We start from the raw sequence: 25,219 nt of genomic DNA on the forward strand, positions 1-25,219 counted from the left end.
CAAAAGGTGCTAAGAGGGCGAGATGCCGACACGTGTCTATCTCGACTGGAACGCGACCACGCCGCTGCGCCCCGAGGCGCGGGCGGCGATGGTTGCGGCCTATGACCTCGTCGGCAATCCGTCATCGGTCCATGCCGAGGGGCGGGAGGCGCGACGGCTGGTCGAGGAGGCGCGCGCCGTGCTCGCGGCCGCGGTCGGCGCGCTGCCACGGAACGTTATCTTCACCTCCGCTGGAACCGAGGCCAATGCGCTGGCGCTCTCGCCGGGTCTGCGGGGGCCCTCGGGCGGCCCCGTCGAGCGGCTGCTGGTCTCGGCGGTCGAGCATGCTTCGGTGCTGGCCGGCGGCCGGTTCCCGGCGGACAGGATCGGCCCGATCCGTGTCACGCGCTCCGGCGTGGTCGACCTCGAGGATCTGAAGGCACAGCTCAAGGACGGCCCGCCAGCTCTGGTTTCAATCATGGCCGCCAATAACGAAACCGGCGCGCTCCAGCCCATCGCTGAGGCCGCAAGCGTCGCCCGTGGGGCCGGCGGCCTCCTGCACGTCGATGCAATCCAGGCGCTTGGTAAAATCCCGTTCGATATCAATAAGGTAGGCGCAGACCTTGCCACTTTTTCTGCGCACAAGATCGGCGGCCCCAAGGGGGTCGGCGCGTTGGTGATGGCCGAGGGGATCGTCGGCCTGGAGCCGGTGCTGCGGGGCGGCGGGCAGGAGCTCAGCCGTCGGGCCGGAACCGAGAATGTCGCGGGAGTCGCCGGCTTCGGGGCGGCGGTGAAAGCCGCGCTTCAGGCTCTGCCGGAGGATGTGAATCGAATGGCAACCCTCAGAGATCGTTTGGAAAATGGCCTGCGCAGCGTTGCGAGGGTGACGGTCTTTTCGGACGACGTGGAACGCTTGCCAAACACCGTGCTCTTCACCGCACCCGATCTGAAGGCCGAAACTGCCGTGATCGGCTTCGACCTGGAGGGGGTCGCCGTCTCCTCCGGCTCCGCCTGCTCCTCTGGCAAGGTCCAGCCGTCCCACGTCCTGTCGGCCATGGGCTATGACCCCGCGGTCGCACAGGGAGCGGTGCGGCTCAGTCTGGGCTGGTCCACGGGACCAGAAGACATCAATAGGGCGTTAGAGGCTTGGCGAAAGCTTGGTAATACCCTACTTAAGGGCTAAGCGACGAAACACGGCTCGAACGGTTCTAAGCCCGTGCTTTCCGCAGAGAAATATCGTAATACTCGACCGAGTTTGATCCACCGCGGTCCTTGAAACCGCGAGCGGAGGATGGAATGCCAGCCGTACAAGAGACGGTCGAGCGCGTGAAGCGCATCGACGTCGACCAGTATCGTTATGGGTTTGAGACCCTGATCGAGTCCGACAAGGCCCCCAAGGGGCTGTCGGAAGAAACCGTCAAGTTCATCTCCGAAAAGAAGAACGAGCCCGCCTGGATGCTGCAATGGCGGCTGGAAGCCTATCGGCGCTGGCTGACCATGACGGAGCCGACCTGGGCGCGGGTCGATTATCCCAAGATCGACTTCCAGGATCTCTATTATTACGCGGCGCCGAAGCCGAAGAAGACGGTGTCCTCGCTCGACGAGATCGATCCGGAGATCCTGAAGACCTACGAGAAGCTCGGCATCCCCTTGCGGGAAGTCGCGATGCTCGAGGGTGTCGAGCCGAAGCCCGGCGAGGAAGACCCGGCCCGCCGCAAGATCGCGGTCGATGCCGTCTTCGATTCGGTCTCGGTCGCGACCACGTTCAAGGCGGAGCTGAAGAAGGCCGGCGTGATCTTCATGCCGATCTCGGAGGCGATCCGTGAGCACCCTGAACTCGTGCAGAAATATCTGGGATCGGTGGTGCCGACCTCGGACAATTTCTACGCGACGCTCAACTCGGCGGTGTTCTCCGACGGCTCGTTCGTCTACGTGCCGCCGGGCGTGCGCTGCCCGATGGAGCTGTCGACCTATTTCCGCATCAACGAGCGCAACACCGGCCAGTTCGAGCGCACGCTGATCATCGCCGACAAGGGCGCCTACGTCTCCTATCTCGAAGGCTGCACCGCGCCGCAGCGCGACGAGAACCAGCTGCACGCCGCCGTGGTCGAACTCGTCGCGCTCGACGATGCCGAGATCAAATATTCGACGGTGCAGAACTGGTATCCCGGCAATGCCGAAGGCAAGGGCGGCATCTACAATTTCGTCACCAAGCGTGGCGACTGCCGCGGCGCCAACTCCAAGATCTCCTGGACCCAGGTCGAGACGGGATCTGCGATCACCTGGAAATATCCGAGCTGCATCCTGCGCGGCGACAATTCCCGCGGCGAGTTCTACTCGATCGCGATCTCGAACGGCTTCCAGCAGGTCGACTCGGGCACCAAGATGATCCACCTCGGCAAGAACACGACGAGCCGGATCATCTCCAAGGGCATCGCCGCCGGCAAGTCGCAGAACACCTATCGCGGCCTCGTCACCGCGCACCGCAAGGCATCAGGCGCGCGCAACTTCACGGCCTGCGATTCGCTGCTGATCGGCGACAAATGCGGCGCGCATACCGTGCCGTACATCGAGGCCAAGAACTCGTCGGCGACGTTCGAGCACGAGGCGACCACGTCGAAGATCTCCGAGGACGTGCTGTTCTACTGCATCCAGCGCGGGCTCAGCCAGGAGGAGGCGGTCGGCCTCGTCGTCAACGGCTTCGTCAAGGACGTGCTGCAGCAGCTGCCGATGGAATTCGCGGTGGAAGCGCAGAAGCTGATCTCGATCTCGCTCGAAGGGTCGGTCGGCTAGCTCGGACCTCATCCTGAGGAGGCCGCGGAAGCGGCCCTCTCGAAGGATGGATACCGGAAAGATTGTTGGCCTCAATCCTTCGAGACGCGCCTTGCAGCGCTCCTCAGGATGAGGGGATAGATGGAAAAACAAAATGGCTTTGCTTGAAGTGAAAGACCTCAAGGTTCGTGTCGAGGAGCGCGAGATCCTCCACGGACTGACGCTGACCGTGAATGAGGGCGAGGTGCACGCGATCATGGGGCCGAACGGCTCCGGCAAGTCGACGCTCTCGCACGTCATCGCCGGCAAGCCCGGCTATGAGGTCACCGACGGTCAGATCCTGTTCAAGGGCGAGGACCTCCTGGAGATGGCGCCGGAGGAGCGCGCCGCGAAGGGCGTGTTCCTGGCATTTCAGTATCCGGTCGAGATTCCCGGCGTTGCCACCATGACCTTCCTGCGCACCGCGCTCAACGCGCAGCGCAAGGCGCGCGGCGAGAGCGAGTATTCGACGCCTGACTTCCTCAAGAAGGTCCGTGAAGTCTCGAAGTCGCTGAACATCCCGCAGGACATGCTCAAGCGCGGCGTCAATGTCGGATTCTCCGGCGGCGAGAAGAAGCGCAACGAGGTGCTCCAGATGGCGCTGTTCGAGCCGAGCCTGTGCATCCTCGACGAGATGGATTCCGGCCTCGACATCGACGCGCTGCGCATCGCGGCCGACGGCGTCAATGCGCTGCGCTCGCCGGGGCGCGCGATGGTCGTGATCACCCACTATCAGCGGCTGCTCAACTACATCGTGCCCGACGTCGTGCACGTGATGTCGAGAGGCCGCGTCGTGAAGAGCGGCGGCAAGGAGCTGGCGCTGGAACTGGAGGCGTCCGGTTACGCCCAGTTCGAGGCCGCGTAAGGATTATTGAAGATGAACGTTGCTGTGGCAAAGACCGGAGGCGGCCGTGCGGTGAGCGACCTGTTCGCCAGCGCCGAAGGCCGCTTGTCGGGATCGCCTGATGTGATCGCGGCGCGCCGCGAGGCGTTCGAGAGCTACGAGCGCCTCGGCCTGCCGCACCGCCGGATCGAGGAATGGAAATATACCGATCTGCGCGCCTTGGTCGGTGAGGTGCTGCCGCTGGCGGCTGCACCCGATGCGGCCGCGCTGAAGCGCGCCTCGGACGCGGTGAAGGCGCATGCGATCGAAGGCGCCCGCAAGCTGGTGCTGGTCGACGGCGTGTTCGCGGCCGAACTCTCCGACGTGAAGGCGCTGGTTTCAGAAGCGGGTGTCAAGACGCTACGCGAGATCCTGGACAACGAGGCTAACCCGGTCGCTGGCGATTTCCTCCGGACCACCTCGACCGATGCAGTGATCTCGCTCAATGCAGCCATGGCGACGGATGGGATGGTCGTCACGATCGCCGACGGTGTGCAACTGGCCGCGCCAATCCAGATCATCCATGTTGCGACGGCGGCTGGCGCGTCCGCGTTCACCCGCTCGCACCTGCGGATTGGCAAAGCTGCTCGTGCCACGATCATCGAGACATTCGTCGCGGCCGGAAAGGCAGGCGGCTATCAGGTCAACGATGCGGTGATCCTCTGGATCGGCGACGACGCCGACGTCGCCCACATCCGTCTGATGGACGACGCGCCCGATGCGGTGAACATCACCTCGCAGTTCGTCACCGTGGGTGCCAACACCAAGCTCAATTTCTTCAACATGACCAGCGGCGCCGCGGTCAGCCGTTTGCAGGGCTTCATCACGCTGGCGGGCGAGGGCAGCGAGCTCTCCATCAACGGCGTGAACCTGTTGCAGAAGACCGAGCACGGCGACACCACGCTGGTGGTCGACCATGCCGTGCCGAACTGCGTGAGCCGCGAGATCTTCCGCGCCGTGATCGACGATCGCGCCCATTCGGTGTTCCAGGGCCGCATCATCGTCCGTCCCGACGCGCAGAAGACCGATGGCAAGATGATGACGCGCGCGCTGCTGCTCTCGGACGAAGCCGAGGCGGACAACAAGCCCGAGCTCGAGATCTTCGCCGACGACGTGTCCTGCGGCCACGGCGCCACCGCCGGCGCGCTGGACGACACCCTGTTGTTCTATCTGAAAGCCCGCGGCCTGCCGGAGAAGCAGGCCCAGGCGCTGTTGATCCAGGCCTTCGTGGGCGAGGCGATCGAGCAGATCGCCGACGATGGTTTGCGCGAGCACGTGATCGGCATGGCCGAGCGCTGGCTGGAGCGGCGGTCATGAGCACCCATCCGGCAGTCAAGAACGGCACCTATGACGTCGCGCGCGTGCGCCAGGATTTCCCGGCGCTCGCTTTGCAGGTCTACGGCAAGAAGCTGGTCTATCTCGACAACGCCGCCTCGGCGCAGAAGCCGCAGTCGGTGCTCGATCGCATGACGCAGGCCTATACGAGCGAGTACGCCAACGTGCATCGCGGCCTGCACTACCTCGCCAATGCCGCGACCGAAGCCTACGAGGGCGGCCGTGCCAAGGTGGCGCAGTTCATCAACGCGCCGCGCACCGAAGAAGTGATCTTCACCCGCAACGCGACCGAGGCGATCAACCTGGTCGCGTCCTCGTGGGGTGGGCCGAATATCAAAGATGGCGATGAGATCGTCATCTCGATCATGGAGCACCACTCCAACATCGTGCCCTGGCATTTCCTCAGGGAGCGCCAGGGTGCCGTGATCAAATGGGCGCCGGTCGACGACGAGGGCAATTTCCTCATCGACGAGTTCGAGAAGCTGCTGACGCCGAAGACCAAGCTGGTCGCGATCACGCAGATGTCGAACGCGCTCGGCACCATCGTGCCGGTCAAGGACGTCGTCAAGATCGCCCATGCCCGCGGCATTCCGGTGCTCGTCGACGGCAGCCAGGGCGCGGTGCATCTGCCGGTCGATGTCCAGGACATCGGCTGCGACTTCTATGTCTTCACTGGCCACAAGGTGTACGGGCCGACCGGCATCGGCGTGCTCTGGGCCAGGTACGACCACCTCGCCGCGATGCGCCCCTACAATGGCGGCGGCGAGATGATCCGCGAGGTCTCGCGCGACATCGTCACCTATGGCGACCCGCCGCACAAGTTCGAAGCCGGCACCCCGCCCATCGTCGAGGCCGTCGGCCTTGGCGCCGCCATCGACTATGTCAATTCGATCGGCAAGGAGCGCATCGCCGCGCACGAGCACGATCTCACCACCTATGCCCAGGAGAAGCTGCGCGAGATCAATTCGCTGCGGCTGATCGGCACGGCGCGGGGCAAGGGCCCGGTGATCTCCTTCGAGCTCAAGGGCGCGCATGCCCATGACGTCGCCACCGTGATCGACCGTCAGGGCATCGCGGTGCGCGCCGGCACCCATTGCGTGATGCCGCTTTTAGAGCGGTTCAACGTGACCGCGACGTGCCGGGCCTCGTTCGGCATGTATAATACGCGGGAAGAAGTCGATCATCTGGCACAGGCGCTGCTGAAGGCGCGGGATTTGTTCGCATGAGTGACACGGCTGAAATCAAAGCCAATCCGATGGAGACCCATTCGGCGCTGCCGCCGGAGGAGACCGAGCGTCTGACCACCGAGATCATCGCCGGGCTCAAGACCGTGTTCGATCCGGAAATTCCGGCCGACATCTATGAGCTCGGCCTGATCTACAAGGTCGAGATCAAGGATGACCGCTCGGTCGACGTGCAGATGACGCTGACGACGCCGAACTGTCCGGCCGCCGGCGAACTGCCGACCATGGTCGAGAACGCGGTCGCCAGCGTCCCTGGCGTCGGCGTGGTCGACGTCAAGGTCGTCTGGGAGCCGCCGTGGTCGCCGGAACGCATGAGCGACGAGGCGCGTCTCGTGCTCAACATGTGGTGACGCCACCACCGGCATTGAATTCGCGCCGCAACGGACCACATCATTGATATGACCCAAATTTCGTCAGGCTCGACACCAGCATCCACCCCGAAGCCACGGCGGCCGCGCCCGCAGGTGATGCGGCTGACCGATGCCGCCGCCCAGCGCATCAGCGAGCTGACCCAGCGTGCAGACTCCGAGATCGTGGGCCTCCGCGTGGGCGTGAAGAATGGCGGCTGTGCCGGTCAGTCCTACACGGTCGAATACGCCCATGATGTCCGCCCGACCGACGAGGTCGTCGAGGACAAGGGCGTCAAGATCCTGGTCGATCCCAAGGCCGTGCTGTTCCTGCTCGGCACCGAGATGGACTACAGGGCCGACAAGATGCAGGCGCAGTTCGTCTTCAACAATCCCAACCAGGTCTCCGCCTGCGGCTGCGGCGAATCGGTCGAGCTGCGTCCGGCCAAGATCGACGGGTAGCCCGGCTCGCGCCAAGCCCTCCGCTGTCGTCCCCGCGAACGCGGGGACCCATACCGCGTGATCTATCGGTGACGGGCGGTGTTCGTACCGACACTGGCATGACGAACAGTCCTCGCTAAACTTCTCCCTGTGGTTATGGGTCCCCGCGTTCGCGGGGACGACATCTGGGAGAGTATTGGGCCATGGACCGCGAATTCCTGATCGACCTGTTCGCCGATTTTGGCCCCGTCACCATCCGCAAGATGTTCTCGGGCTACGGCATCTCCGCCGACGGTGTCAATTTCGCGCTGTCCCTGCGCGCCGGCCTGTTCTTCCGCGCCGACGAAACGACCATTCCAGACTTCGAGGCCGAAGGCTCAAAGCCGTTCCAGTATTCGACCCGCGCCAAGACCGTGGTGGTCAATTCCTACTGGGAGTTGCCCGCACGCCTGTTCGATGATTCCGCAGAGCTTGCACAATGGGCGAGGGCGGCCCTCGCCGCGGCCCAACGCGCCAAGGTGAAGAAGCGGCCGAAGGCGAAGAAGGCAGCGAAAAAGACGGCGGCGAAGAAAGCGCAGCCGAGAAAGGCCGAGGCTAGGAAGCGGCGGACTGAGAAAGCTGGGACCGAGCGACGCGTCCGCCGCAGGTCGTAGCGCGGAGGCGGACCCGCGAATCAAGCCAAACTATGCTCCATTGTCGCCGTCATTCCGGGGCGCGGCGTAGCCGGGAGCCCGGAATCCATAACCACCATCGTGAGTATGGATTCCGGGCTCGCGCCCAAGAGGCGCACCCCGGAATGACATCGATAAATGGATCGGGCCTCACGCCACGCGGCTGGGTGTCTCGGCCGCGTATTCCGGATCGGCTTCGCAGATCACGCGATTGCGGCCATTGCGCTTGGCGGCGTAGAGGCAGGCATCCGCACGCTCGATCAGCGCGTCGGTGTCGTCGCCCTCCCTCAGCATGGAGACTCCGACGGAGATGGTGACGCGGCCGAGGATCTCGCCGGTCGATTTCTTCTTCAATTCCTTCGCCATCACGGCGCGACGGATGTGGTCGGCCACCGTGAGAGCCTGGCGCAGCGCGGTGTTCGGCAGCACGACCGCGAATTCCTCGCCGCCATAGCGTGCGGTGATATCCTGGCCCTTGATGGTCTGCTTCATCGAAAGGCCGACGAGCCGCAGCACCTGGTCGCCGGTGAGATGGCCGTAGGAATCGTTGAACGACTTGAAGTGATCGATGTCGAACAGCAGCAGCGACAGCGGCTCGCCCGAGGCGAGCGCGTTCTGCACGGCCATGCCGATCATGCGGTCGAAATATTTGCGGTTGCCGAGGCCGGTGAGGGGATCGGTCAGGCTCTCGGCGCGGATCGCTTCCAGGCTCTGCTGGAGATTGCTGATCTCGTTCTTCGACAGCGTGAGTCGGTCTTCCAGCGCCTTGTTGGTCTCGCGCATCTCGCTGGTCGAGCGCAGCAGGGCCTCGACGATCGTCTTGAGCTGGTCGCGGCTCTTGGCTGACGACAGTTTCTCGGTCGCGCCCGACAGGCTGGCGTCGTAGGCGCTGGTCATGCCGAGCGCGTCGCCCAGGACCTTCATCACGTCGTCGATCTCGCCGATGACGCGGGCGCCGACCTTGTCGATGCGGTCGGTGGTCTTGATGTGGGAGAGATAAGTCTCGTAGATCTGCTCGAGATCGGCTTCGGTCAGCTTGCCGCTGCGCGCCAGCGTCTCGTTGATGATCTTGTTGAGCGGCGCGTTGTATCCGGTGGCGTAGACGTACCAGATCTCGTAATTGCGGGGAATTGCCGTCTGCCGAAGCGATCGGATCTGACCGAGCGCCACCTCGGCGAACGCCATCGTGCGTTCGTGTTCATCGAGCACCTTGATCACGGAACATACCCCACAGCGGCCGGCGCGCCCCCGACCGCAGCAATGCTTAAATTATGTTCGTAGGCTAACGGACGATCGTGAACGCCCCGTAAATATACGTTCACGAAGGCGTCTAATAAGGTGTGTCGCGGGTTTGCTCAACCGGAATCTGGAGCGCGTTGCGCTTCAGGCGCCGGCGGGCGAGCGTACCGGCCGCAGCAGAAACGCCGGCAGATGCGAGTGATCGCCCGGCTCGGTGTCGACTTCGCGCTGGCGGCGCGGTTCGGGACGGCCGATCGAGGGGACATGCGAGATGTTGGCCTGCTGGCGCGCTTCGTGTCGCGGCTCCGCCCGGCGCTTGTCGTCGGACCGATGCCGTGATTCGGCGGGCTGTCGCGTCTCCGAAGGAGGCCTCGATTCGGAGGCGTGCCTTGCCTCGCCTCGTGCGTCGCGCGGCTCGTGGCTGCGCTCACGGTCGCGGCCGCGTTGCGGCTTGCCGCGGCCGCCGCGTGAACGTTCACGGCCGCGCTGCTCGCGCGGACGCTCGCTCGCATCGGATGCCTCGGCCGAGACTTCGTAATCGCCCTCGGCGCGCGGAATGCTTTGGCCGATCAGCTTTTCGATCGCCACCATCGACTTCTGGTCGAGTGGTGTCACGATCGAGATCGCGGTGCCGGTGCGGCCGGCGCGGCCGGTGCGGCCGATGCGATGAACGTAGTCGTCGGCGTGATGGGGAACGTCGAAATTGAAGACGTGGCTGACTTCGGGAATATCGAGGCCGCGGGCGGCGACGTCGGAAGCGACGAGCAGCGGCAGCTCACCCTTTCGGAACTGTTCGAGTGCGGCCGTGCGGGCCGACTGGTCCATGTCGCCGTGCAGCGCGCCGACGCTGAAGCCGTGCTTCTGCAGCGACTTGTGAACGATGGCGACCTCGCGCTTGCGATTGCAGAAGATGATCGCGTTCTTGAGGTCCTTGGCCTCGCGAAGCAGGCGGCGAAGCAGCTCGCGCTTCTCGTGCGCCTCGCGTCCGGCAGGCACCTGGGCTTGCGTGACGGTGACGGCGGTGGTGGCTGGCCTGGAGACCTCGATCTTCTGCGGATTGTGCAGGAAGGCTTCGGTGATGCGCCGGATTTCCGGCGGCATGGTCGCGGTGAAGAACAGGGTCTGCCGCGTGAACGGGACCAGCTTGCAGACGCGCTCGATGTCGGGGATGAAGCCCATGTCCAGCATGCGGTCGGCCTCGTCGATGACGAGCAGCTCGACGCCGGTGAGCAGCAGGCCGCCGCGCTCGGTGTGGTCGAGCAGGCGGCCGGGGGTTGCGATCAGCACGTCGACGCCGCGCATCAGCTTGGCATCCTGATCGCCGAAGGAGACGCCGCCGATCAGGAGGGCGACGTTGAGTTTCTGGCCGACGCCGTAGCGGTCGAAGTTTTCCTTCACCTGGGCCGCAAGCTCGCGGGTCGGCTCGAGGATCAGGGTGCGCGGCATGCGCGCCCGGGCTCTGCCCTTCTCGAGGATGGTGAGCATCGGCAGCACGAAGGCCGCGGTCTTGCCGGTGCCGGTCTGGGCGATGCCGAGCACATCCTTGCGTGCGAGGACGTGAGGGATCGCCTGTTCCTGGATGGGGGTGGGATTGGTGTAACCGGTGGCCGCCACTGCGGCGAGGACTTTTTCGGATAGTCCGAGATTTGAAAAGGACATTGAGCCTCTGGTCGAAACCGCCGTTCGGAATCGAGGGTAATTAAGGCTGTCGCGTTCCACCCCGAAACGGCGCGCTCTCGAAGAAGCTGGGGGTGCTGACTCACGCGAACAAAGCGCAAGGCTCAGGAATCGCTCGTCGATCTGAGCCGCGTCGCACTGGAACATAGGGGGGAATTGGCCAAAGTCAATGGAGCAGGCGCGGGAAGGCCCTAAAAAACCTGAGGTTTTTGCCCAAATCGCGGGCGCTGCTGGGATTTTCCGCTCTGCCCGCGGTCCGGCGGCAATCGCCAAACGACCCGTCTAAAGGTCATCCGCGCCCCTGGCCCGGAAGTCGCCGGGCGCCATGCCATAGGCGGCATTGAAGACCCGGTAATAGGTCGCCAGGCTCTCGAAGCCGCAGGAGGCCGCGATGTCGGCGATCATCCGCTCCGGCGCCTCGCGCATCAGGCGGCGGCTCTGTTTCAGGCGCTCGTCGGTCACGGTCTGCGAGAAGCTCTTCTCGGCTGTCTCGAACAGCATGTGCAGGTGACGCACGGACACGCCGAGCAGGTCGGCCACCATGGCCGGCGCCAGGTTTGGGTTTTGCATGTGGCGTGCGATCAGGCGCCGGGCTTGCGAGAGGCGGGCGGTCCGCAGCGCCGCCTGGCCGCGCCGGCTGCCGGGCCGCACGATGCCGCGCTCGATCAGCGCCAGATGGGCCAACGCCTGAACCAGGGAGGTCTGGACGAGAGGGGACGCATCCGCGGCGACAGCATCATCCGCGGCGGCCTCGCCGAGATCGGCAAAGCAGGCAGCGAGCAGGGGCGCCAGGGTCGGATCGTTGAACGTCCGGGGTGCAAGCTCGCGCATGCGCTTGTCCTGCGTCGGGATGCTGCTCACGGGAATCTTCAGGATCCGCAGGTGAAAGCCCCCGGCGCCCTGTGGCGCGGTGCGGTAAGGCAGGTCGGTATGGCTGGTGGCAAAGCGGCCGCTCCCGATCGAAAAGTCGCTTGTGCGCATGCCGCCGAACCAGCCGCCGCTGCCGAGCTGCTGGTACACGCAGATTGCGTCACCCGGGGCGTCAGCGATGTCGGACGTGCTGCGCTCGACCGCGTAGGGCGAGGCCTTCAGCTCGACGAGGCCGGCCCCGCCAAGCTGGCGCAGCGAGAACTCGCCGAAGAAGTTCGTTCGCCGCTCGCGCTCGAGCTCGGCGGTAACGCCGAACAATCCCTTGGCGCGCACCTCGCGCCAATACTCGAAACGGTCGTGCGGCTCCACCTCGTCCGTACACCAGTGAAACACGGCTGCCCCTCGTTTCCGGCGAAATCGTTCAAGAAGAAGCAGATTCCAACGCAATCTGCCAGAGCCAGATCGAGGAATCGGGGGGCAGGCCCCTTGAACCGTCGTTGCCTCTGGGCCGACTATCACACAGCGGCAGGGGATCCCGTGAACTGCTGTTCGAAGGAACCGGCGTAGGGCCGTTCTGCAGGGAAAATTTTGCGATGACGCGTCGGCTTTTCGGAATTCTGGCGGCCCTTGGTCTTGCGGCGAGCCTGAGCGGCTTCGCAGCGCCTGCCTATGCCGAGAAGCGCGTCGCGCTCGTGGTCGGCAACAACGACTACAAGAACGTCCCGAAGCTGCTCAAGGCCGTCAACGACGCCCGCACCATGGGCGACACGCTGAAGCAGCTCGGCTTCTCGGTGATGGTCGCCGAGAACCAGAGCCGGCAGCAATTCTCCGAGACGCTGCTCGCCTTCGACAAGGCAATCGAGCCCGGCGACACCGCGTTCTTCTTCTACGCCGGCCATGGTTTCGAGATCGCCGGCCAGAACTACCTGCTGCCGACCGACGTGCCGGCGGCGACGGAAGGTCAGGAAGAGCTGGTGCGCGACGCCTCGATCCTGGCCGACCGCATCGTCGAGCGCCTTCAGAACAAGAAGGCGCGGACCTCGATCCTGGTGTTCGACGCCTGCCGCAACAACCCGTTCGAGCGCAAGGGCACCCGCGCGGTCGCCGGTGGCGGCGGGCTCGCGCCGATGACGCAGCTGCCCGAAGGCGTGTTCTCGGTGTTCTCGGCAGGACCTCGTCAGACAGCGCTCGATCGCCTGTCCAACGACGACGCCAATCCCAATTCGGTGTTCACACGCACCTTCGCCAAGGAGCTGCTCAAGCCCGGCGAGAACCTGGTGCAGGTGGCGCAACGCACGCGCCGTGCCGTCAGCGAGATGGCCGACACGGTCAAGCACAGGCAGGTGCCGGTCTATTTCGATCAGATGGTCGACGACGTCTTCCTCAGCGGCATGGCGAAGGATGCAGCCGCGCGCCCGGCCGATCCACCGCCGCAGAAGCTTGCGGCACTGCCGCCGGTGTCGGTGCCACAGATGCCGAAGGAGGAGACCATCAACGCGCCGATCGCGAGCTTCTCGCGGCACAATGGCGGCTGGAGCGTGACGTTCTCCTTCGCCGACCCGACGCTCGGCATTTCCTGGCGCATGGCCGGCAAGGGCGATTTCCGCGAGACCGGATTCATCGATACGCTCGATCCGCGCACGCGCAAGCGGATGCCGAACCCGTCGATCGAGCTGCCGCCTGATGCGCAGGCCGGCACCATCGAGGTCCGCTACGTCGATCAGTCCGGCGACATGCAGGGACCGTTCCCGATCAGGTTCGATCCCGAGGCCGCGCTGATCCGCGACCAGCGCAAGATCCTCGACATGACCTCGACGAGCTGGCTGTCGTTCCGCGAGTTCAACGGGCTGCTGGTCTACTACACGCATCTCGTGTCGTACCGCTGCGCCATCCGCGAGGTGCGCATCGGCATCGACACCGCCGTCCCCAACCAGGTGCTGAAGATGCCGCCTTGCGACATGCGCGACCCCAGCGCGGTCACCGCCGGCATGCCGCTCTACATGAAGCTCGCGCCAAGCACGCAGTCCGTCTCGGTGGAACTGACCTATCGCGACGGCAGCGTCTCGGAGATCAAGAGTTTTCGTAGCGCGAACCGCAGCAATCATTGATGCGCTGTCGGCCTGACGCGATCGGCCTACGGAGTGGACGAACTTAAATCGGACAGGTCAAGGCGGAAGTGCTAGAGGCGGGGATGGCAAAGTTCATCATCGTCGCGGTCGTTACGACGCTTCCGGTTTTGGCCCAAACGACTCCCGCCCCCACAGCGCCGCCACTCACCGACCGTGAACGTGTCCAGGCGGACCGCGCGAAGGCCGCCGAGGATGAGAAGGTAGCTCCGATCACGCGACCCTGGGATCGCGACGCCGACGGCAAGCGCCCATGGGAACGGAAGTCGTCAAAGCCATGAGGCAAGCGCACGTCGATCTCCGCGGAAGGAACAACTCCTTGGGCACCTGGATTGTCTGTCAAACCAGGGAGACGATCCATGATCCGCAAATCCATCTTCGTAATCACCGCTTGTGCTGCGCTGTCGACGGCCGCCTTTGCGCAAGGGGGAGGTGGTGGCGGAGGCGCTGGTGCGGGTGGCGGTGGTGCGGGTGGCGGTGCCGGCGCCGGGGCTGCTGCCGGAACGGGGACCGGCGGCGCGGGATCTGCGGCCAGCTCAGGCGCCGGAATGGGCACGTCATCCAGCAGCGCCAACTCGGGGCCGTCGGCTCCCTCGGGAATGGGGACGCATGGCACCACCACCGGAGCGAACATCAATACCAACAACAGCCTGAACAATCCGAACGCTCAGCCCCCGACCGCGGCCGGCAAGACGCCCGCGGCGGCGCAAGCCGAGCGAAACGCGGGTGTCGGTCATGCGCCCAATGGGCTGCCGATCGGCAGTCCGGGCACCGGGACCAGCAACGAAGACCAGAAATAGTCATCCCGCTTTCAGGCAAAGGCCCGCGCACTGCGGGCCTTTTTGTCCGGGGGCTTGGTGCTGCTGCGAACCAGTCGCGGCGGCTATGGCCGCAAATTGAAACTGCGTTCGGCCTGAATCGCGCTAGTATCGTCAGGGATATGTTGATCGATACTCACATCGCGGATCGCAGCGGCAATGACATCTGACAAACAGCCAAACCGCACCATGAAGGTCCGCTGCTGCGTCGTCGGCGGCGGGCCGGCCGGCATGATGCTCGGCTATCTGCTCGGGCGGGCCGGCATTGACGTGATCGTGCTGGAGAAGCATGCGGATTTCTTCCGCGACTTCCGCGGCGACACCGTGCATCCCTCGACGCTTCAGGTGATGGACGAGCTCGGCCTGATCGACGGCTTCCTGAAGCTGCCGCATCAGCGCTTGCAGAAGATGGACGGCTTGTTCGGCGGCACGCCGGTGCGCATCGCCGATCTCAGCCGGCTCCATACCAAATATCCCTTCATCGCCTTCATGCCGCAATGGGACTTCCTGAACTTCCTGCGCGAGGCCGGGCGGCGCTTTGCCTCGCTCGAGGTGATGATGAGCACGGAGGCGGTCGATCTGATCCGCCGCGGCGAGACCGTCGCCGGCGTGCGGGCGAAAACGCCTGACGGCATCATCGACATCGAGGCCGATCTCACCATTGCCTGCGACGGCCGGCATTCGACGGTGCGCGAGCGCGCCGGCCTCGAGGTCGAGGAGATCGGCGCGCCGATGGACGTGCTCTGGTTCCGCGCCGGCCGCAGACCCGACGAGACCGAGAACGTGTTCGCGCGGGTCGAGCCCGGCAAGATGATGATCACCTTCGACCGCGGCGACTATTGGCAATGCGCCTATGTCATCGCCAAGGGACAATATGAAGCGGTGAAGGCGAGGGGATTGCAGGCGTTGCTCGACGACGTCGTGCGCATGGCGCCGATCCTTCGATCCGGCATCACTGATGTGAAGAGCTTCGACGATATCAAGCTGCTCACGGTCGCGATCAACCGCCTCAAGCGCTGGACGCAGCCGGGCCTGCTGTGCATCGGCGACGCCGCGCATGCGATGTCGCCGGTCGGCGGCGTCGGCGTCAATCTCGCCGTGCAGGACGCGGTCGCGACCGCCAATCTGCTGGCGGACAAGCTTCAGCGCGGCTGCCCGACCGAGGGCGAGCTCGATGCCATCAGGCGCCGACGCGAATTTCCGGTGAAGATGACGCAACGCATGCAGGTGATCGTGCAGAACAATATCATCAGCGGCGCCTTGCAGGGCGGCGATCGGCCGCTCAAAGTCCCGCTGGTCGTGCGCCTCGTCACCGCGTTGCCGTGGCTACAGGGCATTCCGGCGCGCCTGCTTGCGCTCGGCGTGCGGCCGGAGCACGTGCATTCGAGGGCCGCGCCGGCACCGTAACGCAGGAGCTGCTAAGGATAATGCCGCGTTAAATCGCGCGCCAAGCGTTGCGCGCGAACAACAACGCCAACGGATTCAAGGCGCGCTGCGTGCCAATCCGGCATCTTAACTTTCTTGATTCAAATTTGAGTAAGACCTGCGTGTGACCGTGCGCCCATCAAAGGACACGGGGTGTACCATGCGTAATAAATTGATTGCCGCCTTCGCCTGCACGACGGCTCTGGTTTCGACCGGCGCGGCCTCCGCCGCCGATCTCGGTGCGCGCTACACGAAGGCGCCCGCCTATGTCGAGCCGCTGTTCAACTGGACCGGCTTCTATGTCGGCGGCCATATCGGTGGCGCCTGGACCAACGAGCAGTTCACCAACAACGGAACCGGCGCGCCGTTCGGCGATCTTTCGCCGGGTGATGGCTTCCGTCAGCGCAACTCGGGCATCATGGGCGGCGCCCAGATCGGCTACAACTGGCAGGCCAACAACTACGTGTTCGGCATTGAAGGGACGATCTCCGGCCTCGACAACAAGGGCACGGTCGTCAACAACGTGTTTGGCGCTGCGGACGACGTGTTCTCCTGGCGCGCCAACGTGCTCGCGACCGTCGTCGGTCGCGCCGGCTTCGCCGTGCAGAACAACCTGTTCTACTTCAAGGGCGGTTATGCCGGCGTGAACAACCGTCTCTCGGTGACCGACACCACCGGTGTGGCGACGGGGTCGGGCGAACAGACCCACTGGGCCAACGGCTGGACCGTCGGCGCCGGCTGGGAATACGGCGTCACCCGCAACTGGATCGTCGGCCTCGAATACAACTACGCGGCCTTCGGCAGCCAGACCTATCAACTCGGCGGCACCTCGGGCAACTACACCTTCGATGCCAAGCCGCGCGACATCCAATGGGCCGTCGTGCGCGCGAGCTACAAGTTCGACGCGCCGACCATCGGCCGCTACTGAGCACGTCGACGCAACGCGACCAACGATCAAGAAAAGCACTGCAAATTTCAAAAGCCCCGGCCTGGTCCGGGGCTTCTTTTTTGCGTCGTTTGATTGCGGGCGCGCCCGGGCTCAGGCCATTACCGAGAAGCCTCCGTCGACGGGGATCGCTGTGCCCGTGACGAAGTTCGACGCGGGCGAGGCGAGGAACACGGCGATGCCGGCGAAATCGTCGATGTCGCCCCAACGCCCCGCAGGCGTGCGCGCCAGCACGCGCTCGTGCAGCCCCGACACCTGCTGCCGGGCGCCGCGGGTGAGGTCGGTATCGATCCAGCCCGGCAGGATGGCGTTGACCTGGATGTTGTCGGGCGCCCAGGCGTTGGCGCAGGCGCGGGTGTACTGCACGATGCCGCCCTTGCTCGCGGCATAGGCCGTCGCGAAGCTCGCGCCGAAGATCGACATCATCGAACCGATATTGATCACCTTGCCGTTGCCGGACGCCTTCAGCGCCGGGTAGGCCAGCTTCGAGCACACGAAAGCGCTGGTGAGGTTGGTGTCGATCACCTTGTTCCACTCGTCGAGCTCGAGCTCGTGCGGCGGCTTGCGGATGCTCATGCCGGCGTTGTTGACGAGGACGTCGATGCGGCCGAGCTCCCCGACGACGCGCTCGATCATCGCAGCGACCGCCGCCTTGTCGGTCACGTCGGTGGTGACGGCGATCGCCTTGACGCCGCGCTGCCTGAGGTCGGACACGGCGGCGGCGGACTTGGCCTCGTTGCGTCCGACCACGGCGATGTCGGCGCCAGCGTCGGCAAGGCCGCGCGCCATGCCGAGGCCGATGCCACCATTGCCTCCCGTGACGATCGCGACCTTGCCGCGAAGATCGAACCGGCTGGATGTCATGCTTTCATTCCCTGATTTATCTCATTGATGACTCTGCCAGATCAGCACCAGCCCGAAGCCGGCCATGGCTGCGCCATAGCCGGCCCATTGCAGCTGGTTGACCATGAAGCTCGATCGCGGCCACGGAACGGCGCCCGTGCCCTGTCCGATCCAGAGCAGCCCGACGGCAGTCGCAAGCAGGCCTGCGACCAGCAGAAATCTGCGCATGGATTCCTCCCATCGGTCCGCTCCTGTCAGCGGTGCGGCGATGAGGATCGCCGCGCCGCGAAAGCTTGAGCGCACACTAACCGTAGCGTCAGTGTGGATACAATGGCAGCACCGGCGCAAGCTGCCGGTGGGAGGAAGCGTGTCCCTGGAAAGGCAATTCGCGGCTGCGCGATCGGCCGCACCGATAGTCGGCGAGCGGAGCCCGGTTCGCCGTACAGGTCATTGCAGGCGAGCCTCGGCCGCCCGGCCCAAAACGAAAAAGCCCCGGCGATGCCGGGGCTTTGACGTTTGATCGTGAGATCGGATCAGTACTTCGCGACCACCGGACCGGTCCAGTTGAAGCGGTAGACCAGCGAGGTCGAGATCGTCTGGTTCCAGCTGTTGGCGCGGATGCTGTTCACGCCGGTCGGCAGGCCCGTGGCATCGGAGATCTGATCCTGAGTCTTGGTATCGTAGAAGGCCGAACGGTACTCGGTCTTCATGAACCAGCCGGGCGAGGTGATGCCGAAGATGTTCAGGCTGTTCTCCACGCCGCCGCCGATGAACCAGCCGTGGCGATCGTAGCTGTTGAGGTGGACGCCAACGGGAGTGCCGCCCAGCGTCGTGAAGTTGGTCTGTCCGAAGTGAGCGCCCGAGTAACCGCCGTTCACGTAGGAGAGAACGTTCGGGGCGACCAGCCAACCGAGGCGAACACCCGCGGCCCAGGAGGTTTCCAGCTTCTGGTTGCCGGTGATGCCGAGGGTCGGATCCTGGATGGTGGCGCGAATGCTGCCGAACTGACCGTCGGCGAACACACCGGCGACCCAGGTGCCGTTGAACTGCCAGTCGTAGCCGGCGCCAACGGTGCCGAACCAGCCCGAGCCGCCCTGGCGCTGGGTGATCGTCAGCGGGGTGCCCGTGCCGGTGTCGACAACGCTCTGGTCGGCATTCGAAAGGCCGCCGCCGCCACCGCCGAACACGTAGAAGCCGGTCCAGTTGGCAACGGGCGCCGGCATCGGGGCCTTCATGTAGGGACGGGCGCCAAGGTCTGCCGCCGAGGCCGAACCGGTCATCGCCGCAACCGCGGTCAGAGCGAGCAAAGTCTTCTTCATGTCAAATCCCCAACCTTGGTCTGTCGTAGCAGGCGCGAGCGCGCGCTGAAGTTCGTATCATCTGATGCCCGGACTATAGACGGTTCTCGCCGAAATGCTGTTGCCGGGCAGGCACAGTCGCCGGAAAACGCCGGTGCTGGAGTATTTCGAATGCTACTGCTCGAATCCATATTATGTCATATATTTCAATATGTTGTTTGGGGTCTGCAGACTTCGATTTCGGGTAACTTGTCGTTAGCAAATCCGGCTTTGTTCGAAATGGAGGCATTCCTCGCTCGGCGTTTGAGCTCCTGAGTCGCTGGCCCACTCGCCCGGTCCGGCGCGAATCGCGTCGTCCACGCCGTGGCCTCGACTTGGAGGAGCCAAAAAGCAAAAAGCCCCGGCCGAGGCCGGGGCTGGTTTTCGAAGAAGCGGCGGCGCGGTACTTCGCCACCACCGGACCACCGAGCTTGTAGCTGGCGCGCCCGGCACGGACCAATGCCTCAGACGTCCAGCAGCTCTTCGCTGGCAAATTCGGCCTTGTCCGAGATGAAGGCAAAGCGCGCCTCGGCCTTGGTGCCCATCAGGCGCTCCACCGAATCTGCGGTGGTGTCACGGTCGTCGGGCAGCAGAACCACCTTGAGCAGGGTCCGCTTGGCCGGATCCATGGTGGTCTCCTTGAGCTGCGCCGGCATCATCTCGCCGAGGCCTTTGAAGCGGTTCACCTCGACCTTGGCGTTGGCGTTGAACGCGGACTTGATCAGCTCGTCCTTGTGCTTGTCGTCGCGCGCGTAGACCGACTTCGTGCCGTGGGTCAGCTTGTAGAGCGGCGGCACCGCGAGGAAGAGGTGTCCTTCGTCGATCAGCTTCGGCATCTGCCGGTAGAAGAAGGTGATCAGCAGTGAAGCGATGTGGGCGCCGTCGACGTCGGCGTCGGTCATGATGATGATGCGCTGGTAGCGCAGATCCTCTTCGCGATATTGCAGGAGCTGGCCGCAGCCGATCGCCTGCACGAGATCGGAGAGCTGTGCGTTCGCCGTCAGCTTGTCCTTGCCGGCAGAGGCGACGTTGAGGATCTTGCCGCGCAGGGGCAGCACGGCCTGGGTCTTGCGGTCGCGCGCCTGCTTGGCGCTGCCGCCGGCCGAGTCACCCTCGACGATGAACAGCTCCGAGCCATCGGTGCCGGCGTCGGTGCAGTCGGCGAGCTTGCCGGGCAGGCGCAGCTTCTTGCCGGCGGTTTTTCGCGCGGTCTCTTTCTCTTGCCGCCGCCGCAACCGTTCTTCGGCGCGGTCGATCACGAAGTCGAGCAGCCGGTTGGCCATGTTCGGATTGCCCGACAGCCAATGGTCGAACGGATCCTTCATCGCTTGCTCGACGATGCGCTGCGCCTCCGCAGTGGCGAGGCGATCCTTGGTCTGGCCCTGGAATTCCGGCTCGCGCACGAACACCGACAGCATCACGGCGGCGCCGACCATCACGTCTTCCGAGGTGACGGAGGCCGCGCGCTTGCCCTGACCGACGCGCTCGGCGTGATCCTTCAGGCCGCGCAAAAGGGCGCTGCGCAGGCCGGATTCGTGCGTGCCGCCATCCGGCGTCGGCACGGTGTTGGTGTAGGAGGAGAGGAATCCGTCGGCATCGGCGGTCCAGGCCACGGCCCATTCGCAGGCGCCATGCGCGCCGTTGCGGCCCGACTTGCCCGAGAAGATGTCGGGATGCACCAGCGTGTCGGCGTGGATCGCCGCGGCGAGATAATCCTTGAGGCCGCCGGGGAAGTGGAAGGTCGCTTCGGCCGGCACGTCCTCGATGCCCTTGAGCAGCTCGGGCGCGCAGTTCCAGCGGATCTCGACGCCACCGAACAGATACGCTTTCGAGCGCGTCATCTTGAACAGGCGTTGCGGCTTGAACGCGGCCTTAGGCCCGAAAATATCGGTGTCGGGCTTGAAGCGCACGCGCGTGCCGCGGCGGTTGTTGATCTTGCCGAGGTCCTCGAGCTTGCCCTTCGGGTGGCCGCGCTCGAACGTCATGCGGTAGAGTTTCTGGCTGCGCGCGACCTCGACCTCGAGACGCGAGGAGAGGGCGTTCACCACGGAGATGCCGACGCCGTGCAGGCCGCCCGAGGTCTCGTAGACTTTGCTGTCGAACTTGCCGCCCGAATGCAGCGTGCACATGATGACTTCGAGTGCCGACTTCTTCGGGAATTTCGGGTGAGGATCGATCGGGATGCCGCGGCCGTTGTCGGTCACGGTCAGGAACCCGTCCGCGCTGAGATCGACCTCGATGAAGGTCGCATGCCCGGCGAGCGCCTCGTCCATCGAGTTGTCGATGACTTCGGCGAACAGATGATGCAGCGCCTTCTCGTCGGTGCCGCCGATATACATGCCAGGCCGGCGACGCACCGGTTCCAGGCCTTCGAGCACCTCGATGTCGGCTGCCGTGTAATCGGCTTCCCCGCCGCTTCCGCGCGGCGCCGCCTTGGCGGCACGAGGTTTCGGCTCGTCGCCGCCGAAAAAGTCGTCTTTTGCTTTGGGCTTCAACTGCTTGGACATATATCTTGATGCGTTTTGAGGGCCGCAGGGGCGGCGAATCGGTTGCGCCGACTATGCCACTTCTGCCTTGGAAAGGTTACCGCGCCGGGGCTGGCGGTGTGGGGTTGGGAGCCAATCCCGGCGATTTTACGCCGCAGGGCCCACAAGTTCCCGGCAATTTGACGGTTCGCCACGTGTCATGTCGGGTTTTGTGACTTGATGTCACACAAGTCCTTGGCTTACCAGTCCTTTTCATCGAGCAGCACCTTGAGACGGGGCGGGAAGGCTATTTTTGATGGAGCAATTTGCGCACGCCCTGGCTGATTTCGTGCGCGTTCACCAGGCCTGGGCGGCACCGATCGTGTTTCTGCTCGCCTTCGGGGAGTCGCTTGCGTTCATCTCGTTGCTGGTTCCGGCCTGGGGCGCGCTGGTGGCCATCGGTGCGCTGATCGGGGCCAGCGGCATCAGTTTCTTTCCGGTCTGGATTGCCGGCGGCCTTGGCGCGGCGCTGGGCGACTGGGTCTCCTACTGGTTCGGCTACCGCTACAAGGAGAGGGTTGCCCAGATGTGGCCGCTCTCGCGCTATCCGGACCTGCTGCCCAGAGGCGAGGCTTTCGTGCGCAGCTGGGGCATACCCAGCATCTTCATCGGGCGCTTTTTCGGCCCCTTGCGCGCCTCCGTGCCGCTTGCGGCCGGCATCTTCGAGATGCCCTATTGGAGCTTCCAGGCCGCGAATTTCGTCTCGGCCCTGATCTGGTCCGCCGTGCTCCTGCTGTTCGGCGACGTGCTCGCCAAGATCATGGAATGGATCTGGCGGGTGATCTGACCGCATTTGGGATCGGGTACATGCCCGATCGGATCGCGGCGCAGAAGGAAATCTAAAAATCGTTCTTTCTGAGGGTGCTGCTGGTAAGTTTCGCCTGCTAGTTGAGCTGCGGAATTGGTTGGCCGAGCGCTCAACAGATGATCGTACGAATTTATTCTACCTTCCTGGTGTCGTTGCTGCTGCTGTTGCCATGCATGAAATCGTATGCCGCGGAATCATCCGGCCTGGATGTGAGGCCCGGCTGGATCGACCCGGGCTGGCGGCGAACGCTCGCCCGTCACACCATCACGTTCGATGAGGCCGGTCTCAGCAACGAGGTCTTCGAGTTCGAGATCAAGGCGCTCGACGAGAAGGGCGCCGAGGCGATCGCGCAGCAGAGTTTTCAGTACAACAGCTATTTCGACGAATTGTCGTCAACGGAGCTTGCTACCCTCAAGGCCGATGGCAGCGTGGTTGCGGTCGACGAGCGGGCCATTCGCGATCAACCGGCTTCGACAGATTCCTCTTCGCCCTATTTCGACGAGGTCCGCAACAGGATCATCGCCTTCCCGCACGTTGCTCCCGGCGACAGCATCCGCGGTCGTCTTGTTTACAAGGCAAAGCAGGCGAGATTTCCAGGCGAGTTCGCACGCGTCTGGAGCGAGCCGGCAAGCCAACCGCCCGAATTGCTCGAGGTGATCGTGGACGGGCCGGCATCCAGGCCGCTGCGGATCGCAATGCGCAATGTCGAGCACTGGGAAGAGAGGGGCAACGATCGCATCATCCACCGCGTGCGCTTCCGACAAGACACACCGAGGTCCGGGCAGATTGACGATGAGACTCTGTCATACGCCGCGCGTTTCGAGGCGAGCACGTTTGCCGACTATGCCGCTTTCGCGGCGACACTGAACGCCCGCAACGCGCCCATGGCGCGACCGGACGAGAAGATTGCACGACTTTCGCGGGAGATCATCGGCGAGGCGACCGGCTCGCGGGTGAAGATTGAACGCATCTACAATTGGGTGGCGCGCAACATCCGCTACGTCGGGATTGGCCTCGAGGATGGCGGCTGGACCTCGCAGCCTGCCTCGGCGGTGCTTGCGTCGCGTTACGGCGATTGCAAGGCGCATGCGACGCTGTTCAAGGCGCTGCTTGCTGCCCAGGGCATCGAAGTCAATCTGGTCGCGGTGAATTCGCAGGCAAGGTACACGCTCACCGAAATAGCCACGCCGAATTTCGACCACGCGATCGCCTATGTCCCGGAGATCGACCAATATCTCGATCCGACCGCGTCACTCTTCGCCTTCGGCTCCCTGCCGTCCGAACTCGCGGGCAAACCGGTCCTCAATATCGACAAGGGCACCTTGGGGCGCATTCCCATGGCCGACCCGACGCGCTTTCGGCTGGCTGCGGAAACAGACTATGTGCTTGGCAAGGACGGGAAGCGCGACGTGCGCTCGATCCTGTCCGGTACAGGCATCGGGGCCCAGCTGGGTCGTGCGCTCGCCCTGGGATTGGATGATTCGGACCGACGCGTGACTGCCAGAAAACTGATCGAGCAGGCGGGCCTGACCGGAACCGGTGATTACACCTATCCAAATCCGCGCGAATTGACGGATGACTATGCCATCACGTCGACGTTTCAGATCAGCAAGATCATCGCTCTTGATCGGCCCGCGCATGTCAGGATGTTGCCTTTGACCGATCCGAGGCGATCATTTCTGCGGTTGATCGCGCGCCAGACCGACGGGAGGCCCTTTGTCTGCCGGCCGATGGAATACCGCGAAGTTGCCTCTCTCACGGTTCCCGAGAACACTTTTTTCTACGAGAAGCCGGCGCCAGTCACCTATTCGGCGGCGTTCGAAGGCAGGACGGGCTACGGGATGGTCCACGGCCGGATCGATGTGAGCAGCACCATTGTCCTGGATGGCCGGACCATTCGCTCCAGCGCAGTTCTTCGCTTGGCGCTTGATGCGCCCGTCTGCCCGCCAGAGTTTGGCGCGGCAATCGAGAAGGGGTTCGACAAGCTCGACGACTTCCGCTACGGGCCGATCGGCCTCACGCCAAAGGGGGCATCCTCGGTGGTCGAAGTCAGTGCCGACTACACCGAGGGGGCGAACGCATATCTCGCTCACGATTTCGAACGCGCGATGGAACGGTTGAAGCCGCTCGCCGAAATCGGCAATGCCCGCGCCCAAGCCCATGTGGGGGCGATGTATCGGGACGGAAGCGGAACCAAGCGCGACGCCGGGGAGGCGGTCAAATGGTTTCGCCTGGCTGCCGAGCAAGGCGATCCCTATAGCCAGGAGCAGCTTGCGTACCTCCAGGAAGCCGGTCCGGGGCAGGTTCGCGACGAGAAGCAGGCGGCCGATTGGTACGCCAAGGCGGCGGAACAGGGTAGGGCCTATAGCCAGATGCGCCTTGCCGCCATGTACCGGGACGGTCGGGGTGTTCCACAGGACCTTGCCGTGGCTTTCGATCTGTTTTCTCGGGCGGCGGAGCAGGGCTCCACATACGCGCAGATGAGCCTCGGCCTGATGCACATCAAAGGCCAGGGCGTGCCGCAGGATCTTGCCAAGGGCATATCCCTGTTGCGCATGGCCGCCGACCAGAACGACAGCTGGGCTCAATACAATCTGGGCTGGGCCTATGAGAGCGGCACCGGTGTGCCGAAGGATACACAGCAGGCGATCAAGTGGTACACCAAGGCCTCCGATCGCGGAAACGAGCAAGCAGGCGCTCATCTTTACGAGCTGACCCGTGGCGGCGGTTCCTTTTGGGGCTCGGTCTTTAGCCGCCTTGGCCTTGCCCGCTGGTAAGCGGCAGCGAATATCTGACGGTCGCTCGATGGTTCCAGAACCTTGACGTCGGGCCGATATCGCCTTATAGCCGCGCGCCATGATCAACGCCGCGACCATCCTGTTCGCCCGTCGCCG

At 64.3% G+C, this 25,219-nt stretch carries 22 protein-coding genes; 15 read left to right on the forward strand and 7 right to left on the reverse strand.

Going from position 1 to position 25,219, the window contains the following annotated elements:
* Window positions 1-22: 22 nt before the first annotated feature.
* The 8 genes from EDE08_RS08430 to EDE08_RS08465 all read left to right on the forward strand — a co-directional run bounded on the left by EDE08_RS08430 (window position 23) and on the right by EDE08_RS08465 (window position 7,693).
* A complete protein-coding gene (locus EDE08_RS08430; protein WP_131868488.1) occupies window positions 23-1,162 on the forward strand; it encodes a cysteine desulfurase family protein in 1,140 nt (379 codons plus the stop codon).
* A gap of 113 nt (window positions 1,163-1,275) precedes the next feature.
* Window positions 1,276-2,772 (forward strand): Fe-S cluster assembly protein SufB, encoded by a 1,497-nt coding sequence (gene sufB, locus EDE08_RS08435; RefSeq protein ID WP_131868489.1) that lies wholly within the window; start codon window positions 1,276-1,278, stop codon window positions 2,770-2,772.
* A gap of 133 nt (window positions 2,773-2,905) precedes the next feature.
* Window positions 2,906-3,655, forward strand: a complete 750-nt coding sequence (gene sufC, locus EDE08_RS08440) for a Fe-S cluster assembly ATPase SufC (RefSeq protein ID WP_131868490.1) — start codon at window positions 2,906-2,908, stop codon at window positions 3,653-3,655.
* A gap of 12 nt (window positions 3,656-3,667) precedes the next feature.
* Complete coding sequence (sufD, locus tag EDE08_RS08445) at window positions 3,668-4,990, forward strand: Fe-S cluster assembly protein SufD (RefSeq protein ID WP_131868491.1); 1,323 nt, start codon at window positions 3,668-3,670, stop codon at window positions 4,988-4,990.
* Window positions 4,987-6,234: a cysteine desulfurase gene (locus EDE08_RS08450; protein ID WP_131868492.1), complete on the forward strand. Its 1,248-nt coding sequence runs from the start codon at window positions 4,987-4,989 to the stop codon at window positions 6,232-6,234. The genes sufD and EDE08_RS08450 overlap by 4 nt, the downstream gene beginning before the upstream one ends.
* Complete coding sequence (locus tag EDE08_RS08455; RefSeq protein ID WP_063683732.1) at window positions 6,231-6,602, forward strand: SUF system Fe-S cluster assembly protein; 372 nt, start codon at window positions 6,231-6,233, stop codon at window positions 6,600-6,602. The genes EDE08_RS08450 and EDE08_RS08455 overlap by 4 nt, the downstream gene beginning before the upstream one ends.
* Before the next feature lie 117 nt (window positions 6,603-6,719).
* A complete protein-coding gene (locus EDE08_RS08460) occupies window positions 6,720-7,061 on the forward strand; it encodes a HesB/IscA family protein (protein WP_131868867.1) in 342 nt (113 codons plus the stop codon).
* Between the two features lie 182 nt (window positions 7,062-7,243).
* Window positions 7,244-7,693, forward strand: a complete 450-nt coding sequence (locus EDE08_RS08465) for a TfoX/Sxy family protein (protein ID WP_131868493.1) — start codon at window positions 7,244-7,246, stop codon at window positions 7,691-7,693.
* A 168-nt stretch (window positions 7,694-7,861) separates the two neighbouring features.
* Here the strand turns inward: EDE08_RS08465 and EDE08_RS08470 are convergent, their stop codons facing one another.
* From EDE08_RS08470 to EDE08_RS08480, 3 genes are all read right to left on the reverse strand, one after another.
* The gene (locus EDE08_RS08470; protein ID WP_061880365.1) at window positions 7,862-8,929 is read right to left on the reverse strand and encodes a GGDEF domain-containing protein; all 1,068 of its coding nucleotides are present in this window, start codon (window positions 8,927-8,929) and stop codon (window positions 7,862-7,864) included.
* 165 nt (window positions 8,930-9,094) lie between these two features.
* Window positions 9,095-10,609 carry a DEAD/DEAH box helicase gene (locus EDE08_RS08475; RefSeq protein WP_131868494.1) on the reverse strand — a complete coding sequence of 505 codons (1,515 nt, stop codon included), beginning with the start codon at window positions 10,607-10,609 and terminating at the stop codon, window positions 9,095-9,097.
* A gap of 300 nt (window positions 10,610-10,909) precedes the next feature.
* Window positions 10,910-11,890 carry a helix-turn-helix domain-containing protein gene (locus EDE08_RS08480; RefSeq protein ID WP_131868495.1) on the reverse strand — a complete coding sequence of 327 codons (981 nt, stop codon included), beginning with the start codon at window positions 11,888-11,890 and terminating at the stop codon, window positions 10,910-10,912.
* A gap of 200 nt (window positions 11,891-12,090) precedes the next feature.
* Here EDE08_RS08480 and EDE08_RS08485 point away from each other — a divergent pair, with 200 nt between their 5' ends.
* From EDE08_RS08485 to EDE08_RS08505, 5 genes are all read left to right on the forward strand, one after another.
* Entirely contained in the window at window positions 12,091-13,605 is a 1,515-nt protein-coding gene (locus tag EDE08_RS08485) for a caspase family protein (RefSeq protein WP_131868496.1), read from the forward strand.
* Between the two features lie 83 nt (window positions 13,606-13,688).
* The gene (locus tag EDE08_RS08490) at window positions 13,689-13,904 is read left to right on the forward strand and encodes a hypothetical protein (RefSeq protein WP_131868497.1); all 216 of its coding nucleotides are present in this window, start codon (window positions 13,689-13,691) and stop codon (window positions 13,902-13,904) included.
* A 78-nt stretch (window positions 13,905-13,982) separates the two neighbouring features.
* Entirely contained in the window at window positions 13,983-14,423 is a 441-nt protein-coding gene (locus tag EDE08_RS38815; protein ID WP_131868498.1) for a hypothetical protein, read from the forward strand.
* A gap of 177 nt (window positions 14,424-14,600) precedes the next feature.
* Window positions 14,601-15,848 (forward strand): FAD-dependent oxidoreductase, encoded by a 1,248-nt coding sequence (locus tag EDE08_RS08500; RefSeq protein WP_207912938.1) that lies wholly within the window; start codon window positions 14,601-14,603, stop codon window positions 15,846-15,848.
* Window positions 15,849-16,026: 178 nt separating this feature from the next.
* Window positions 16,027-16,794: an outer membrane protein gene (locus EDE08_RS08505; protein WP_131868499.1), complete on the forward strand. Its 768-nt coding sequence runs from the start codon at window positions 16,027-16,029 to the stop codon at window positions 16,792-16,794.
* A gap of 111 nt (window positions 16,795-16,905) precedes the next feature.
* Here the strand turns inward: EDE08_RS08505 and EDE08_RS08510 are convergent, their stop codons facing one another.
* The 4 genes from EDE08_RS08510 to parE form a co-directional block, all read right to left on the reverse strand.
* A complete protein-coding gene (locus EDE08_RS08510) occupies window positions 16,906-17,676 on the reverse strand; it encodes an SDR family NAD(P)-dependent oxidoreductase (RefSeq protein WP_131868500.1) in 771 nt (256 codons plus the stop codon).
* 21 nt (window positions 17,677-17,697) lie between these two features.
* Window positions 17,698-17,883, reverse strand: a complete 186-nt coding sequence (locus EDE08_RS08515; protein WP_028177579.1) for a hypothetical protein — start codon at window positions 17,881-17,883, stop codon at window positions 17,698-17,700.
* A gap of 305 nt (window positions 17,884-18,188) precedes the next feature.
* Entirely contained in the window at window positions 18,189-18,974 is a 786-nt protein-coding gene (locus tag EDE08_RS08520) for an outer membrane protein (RefSeq protein ID WP_131868501.1), read from the reverse strand.
* Between the two features lie 482 nt (window positions 18,975-19,456).
* On the reverse strand, window positions 19,457-21,499 hold the full coding sequence (parE, locus tag EDE08_RS08525) for a DNA topoisomerase IV subunit B (RefSeq protein ID WP_131868502.1): 2,043 nt from the start codon (window positions 21,497-21,499) through the stop codon (window positions 19,457-19,459).
* A 274-nt stretch (window positions 21,500-21,773) separates the two neighbouring features.
* Here parE and EDE08_RS08535 point away from each other — a divergent pair, with 274 nt between their 5' ends.
* Both EDE08_RS08535 and EDE08_RS08540 read left to right on the forward strand, forming a co-directional pair.
* Complete coding sequence (locus tag EDE08_RS08535) at window positions 21,774-22,304, forward strand: DedA family protein (RefSeq protein ID WP_028177576.1); 531 nt, start codon at window positions 21,774-21,776, stop codon at window positions 22,302-22,304.
* A 167-nt stretch (window positions 22,305-22,471) separates the two neighbouring features.
* Window positions 22,472-25,102 carry a DUF3857 domain-containing protein gene (locus tag EDE08_RS08540; RefSeq protein ID WP_245524733.1) on the forward strand — a complete coding sequence of 877 codons (2,631 nt, stop codon included), beginning with the start codon at window positions 22,472-22,474 and terminating at the stop codon, window positions 25,100-25,102.
* Window positions 25,103-25,219 lie beyond the last annotated feature (117 nt).

Source organism: Bradyrhizobium sp. R2.2-H (assembly GCF_004346455.1).
Taxonomy (GTDB): domain Bacteria; phylum Pseudomonadota; class Alphaproteobacteria; order Rhizobiales; family Xanthobacteraceae; genus Bradyrhizobium; species Bradyrhizobium diversitatis.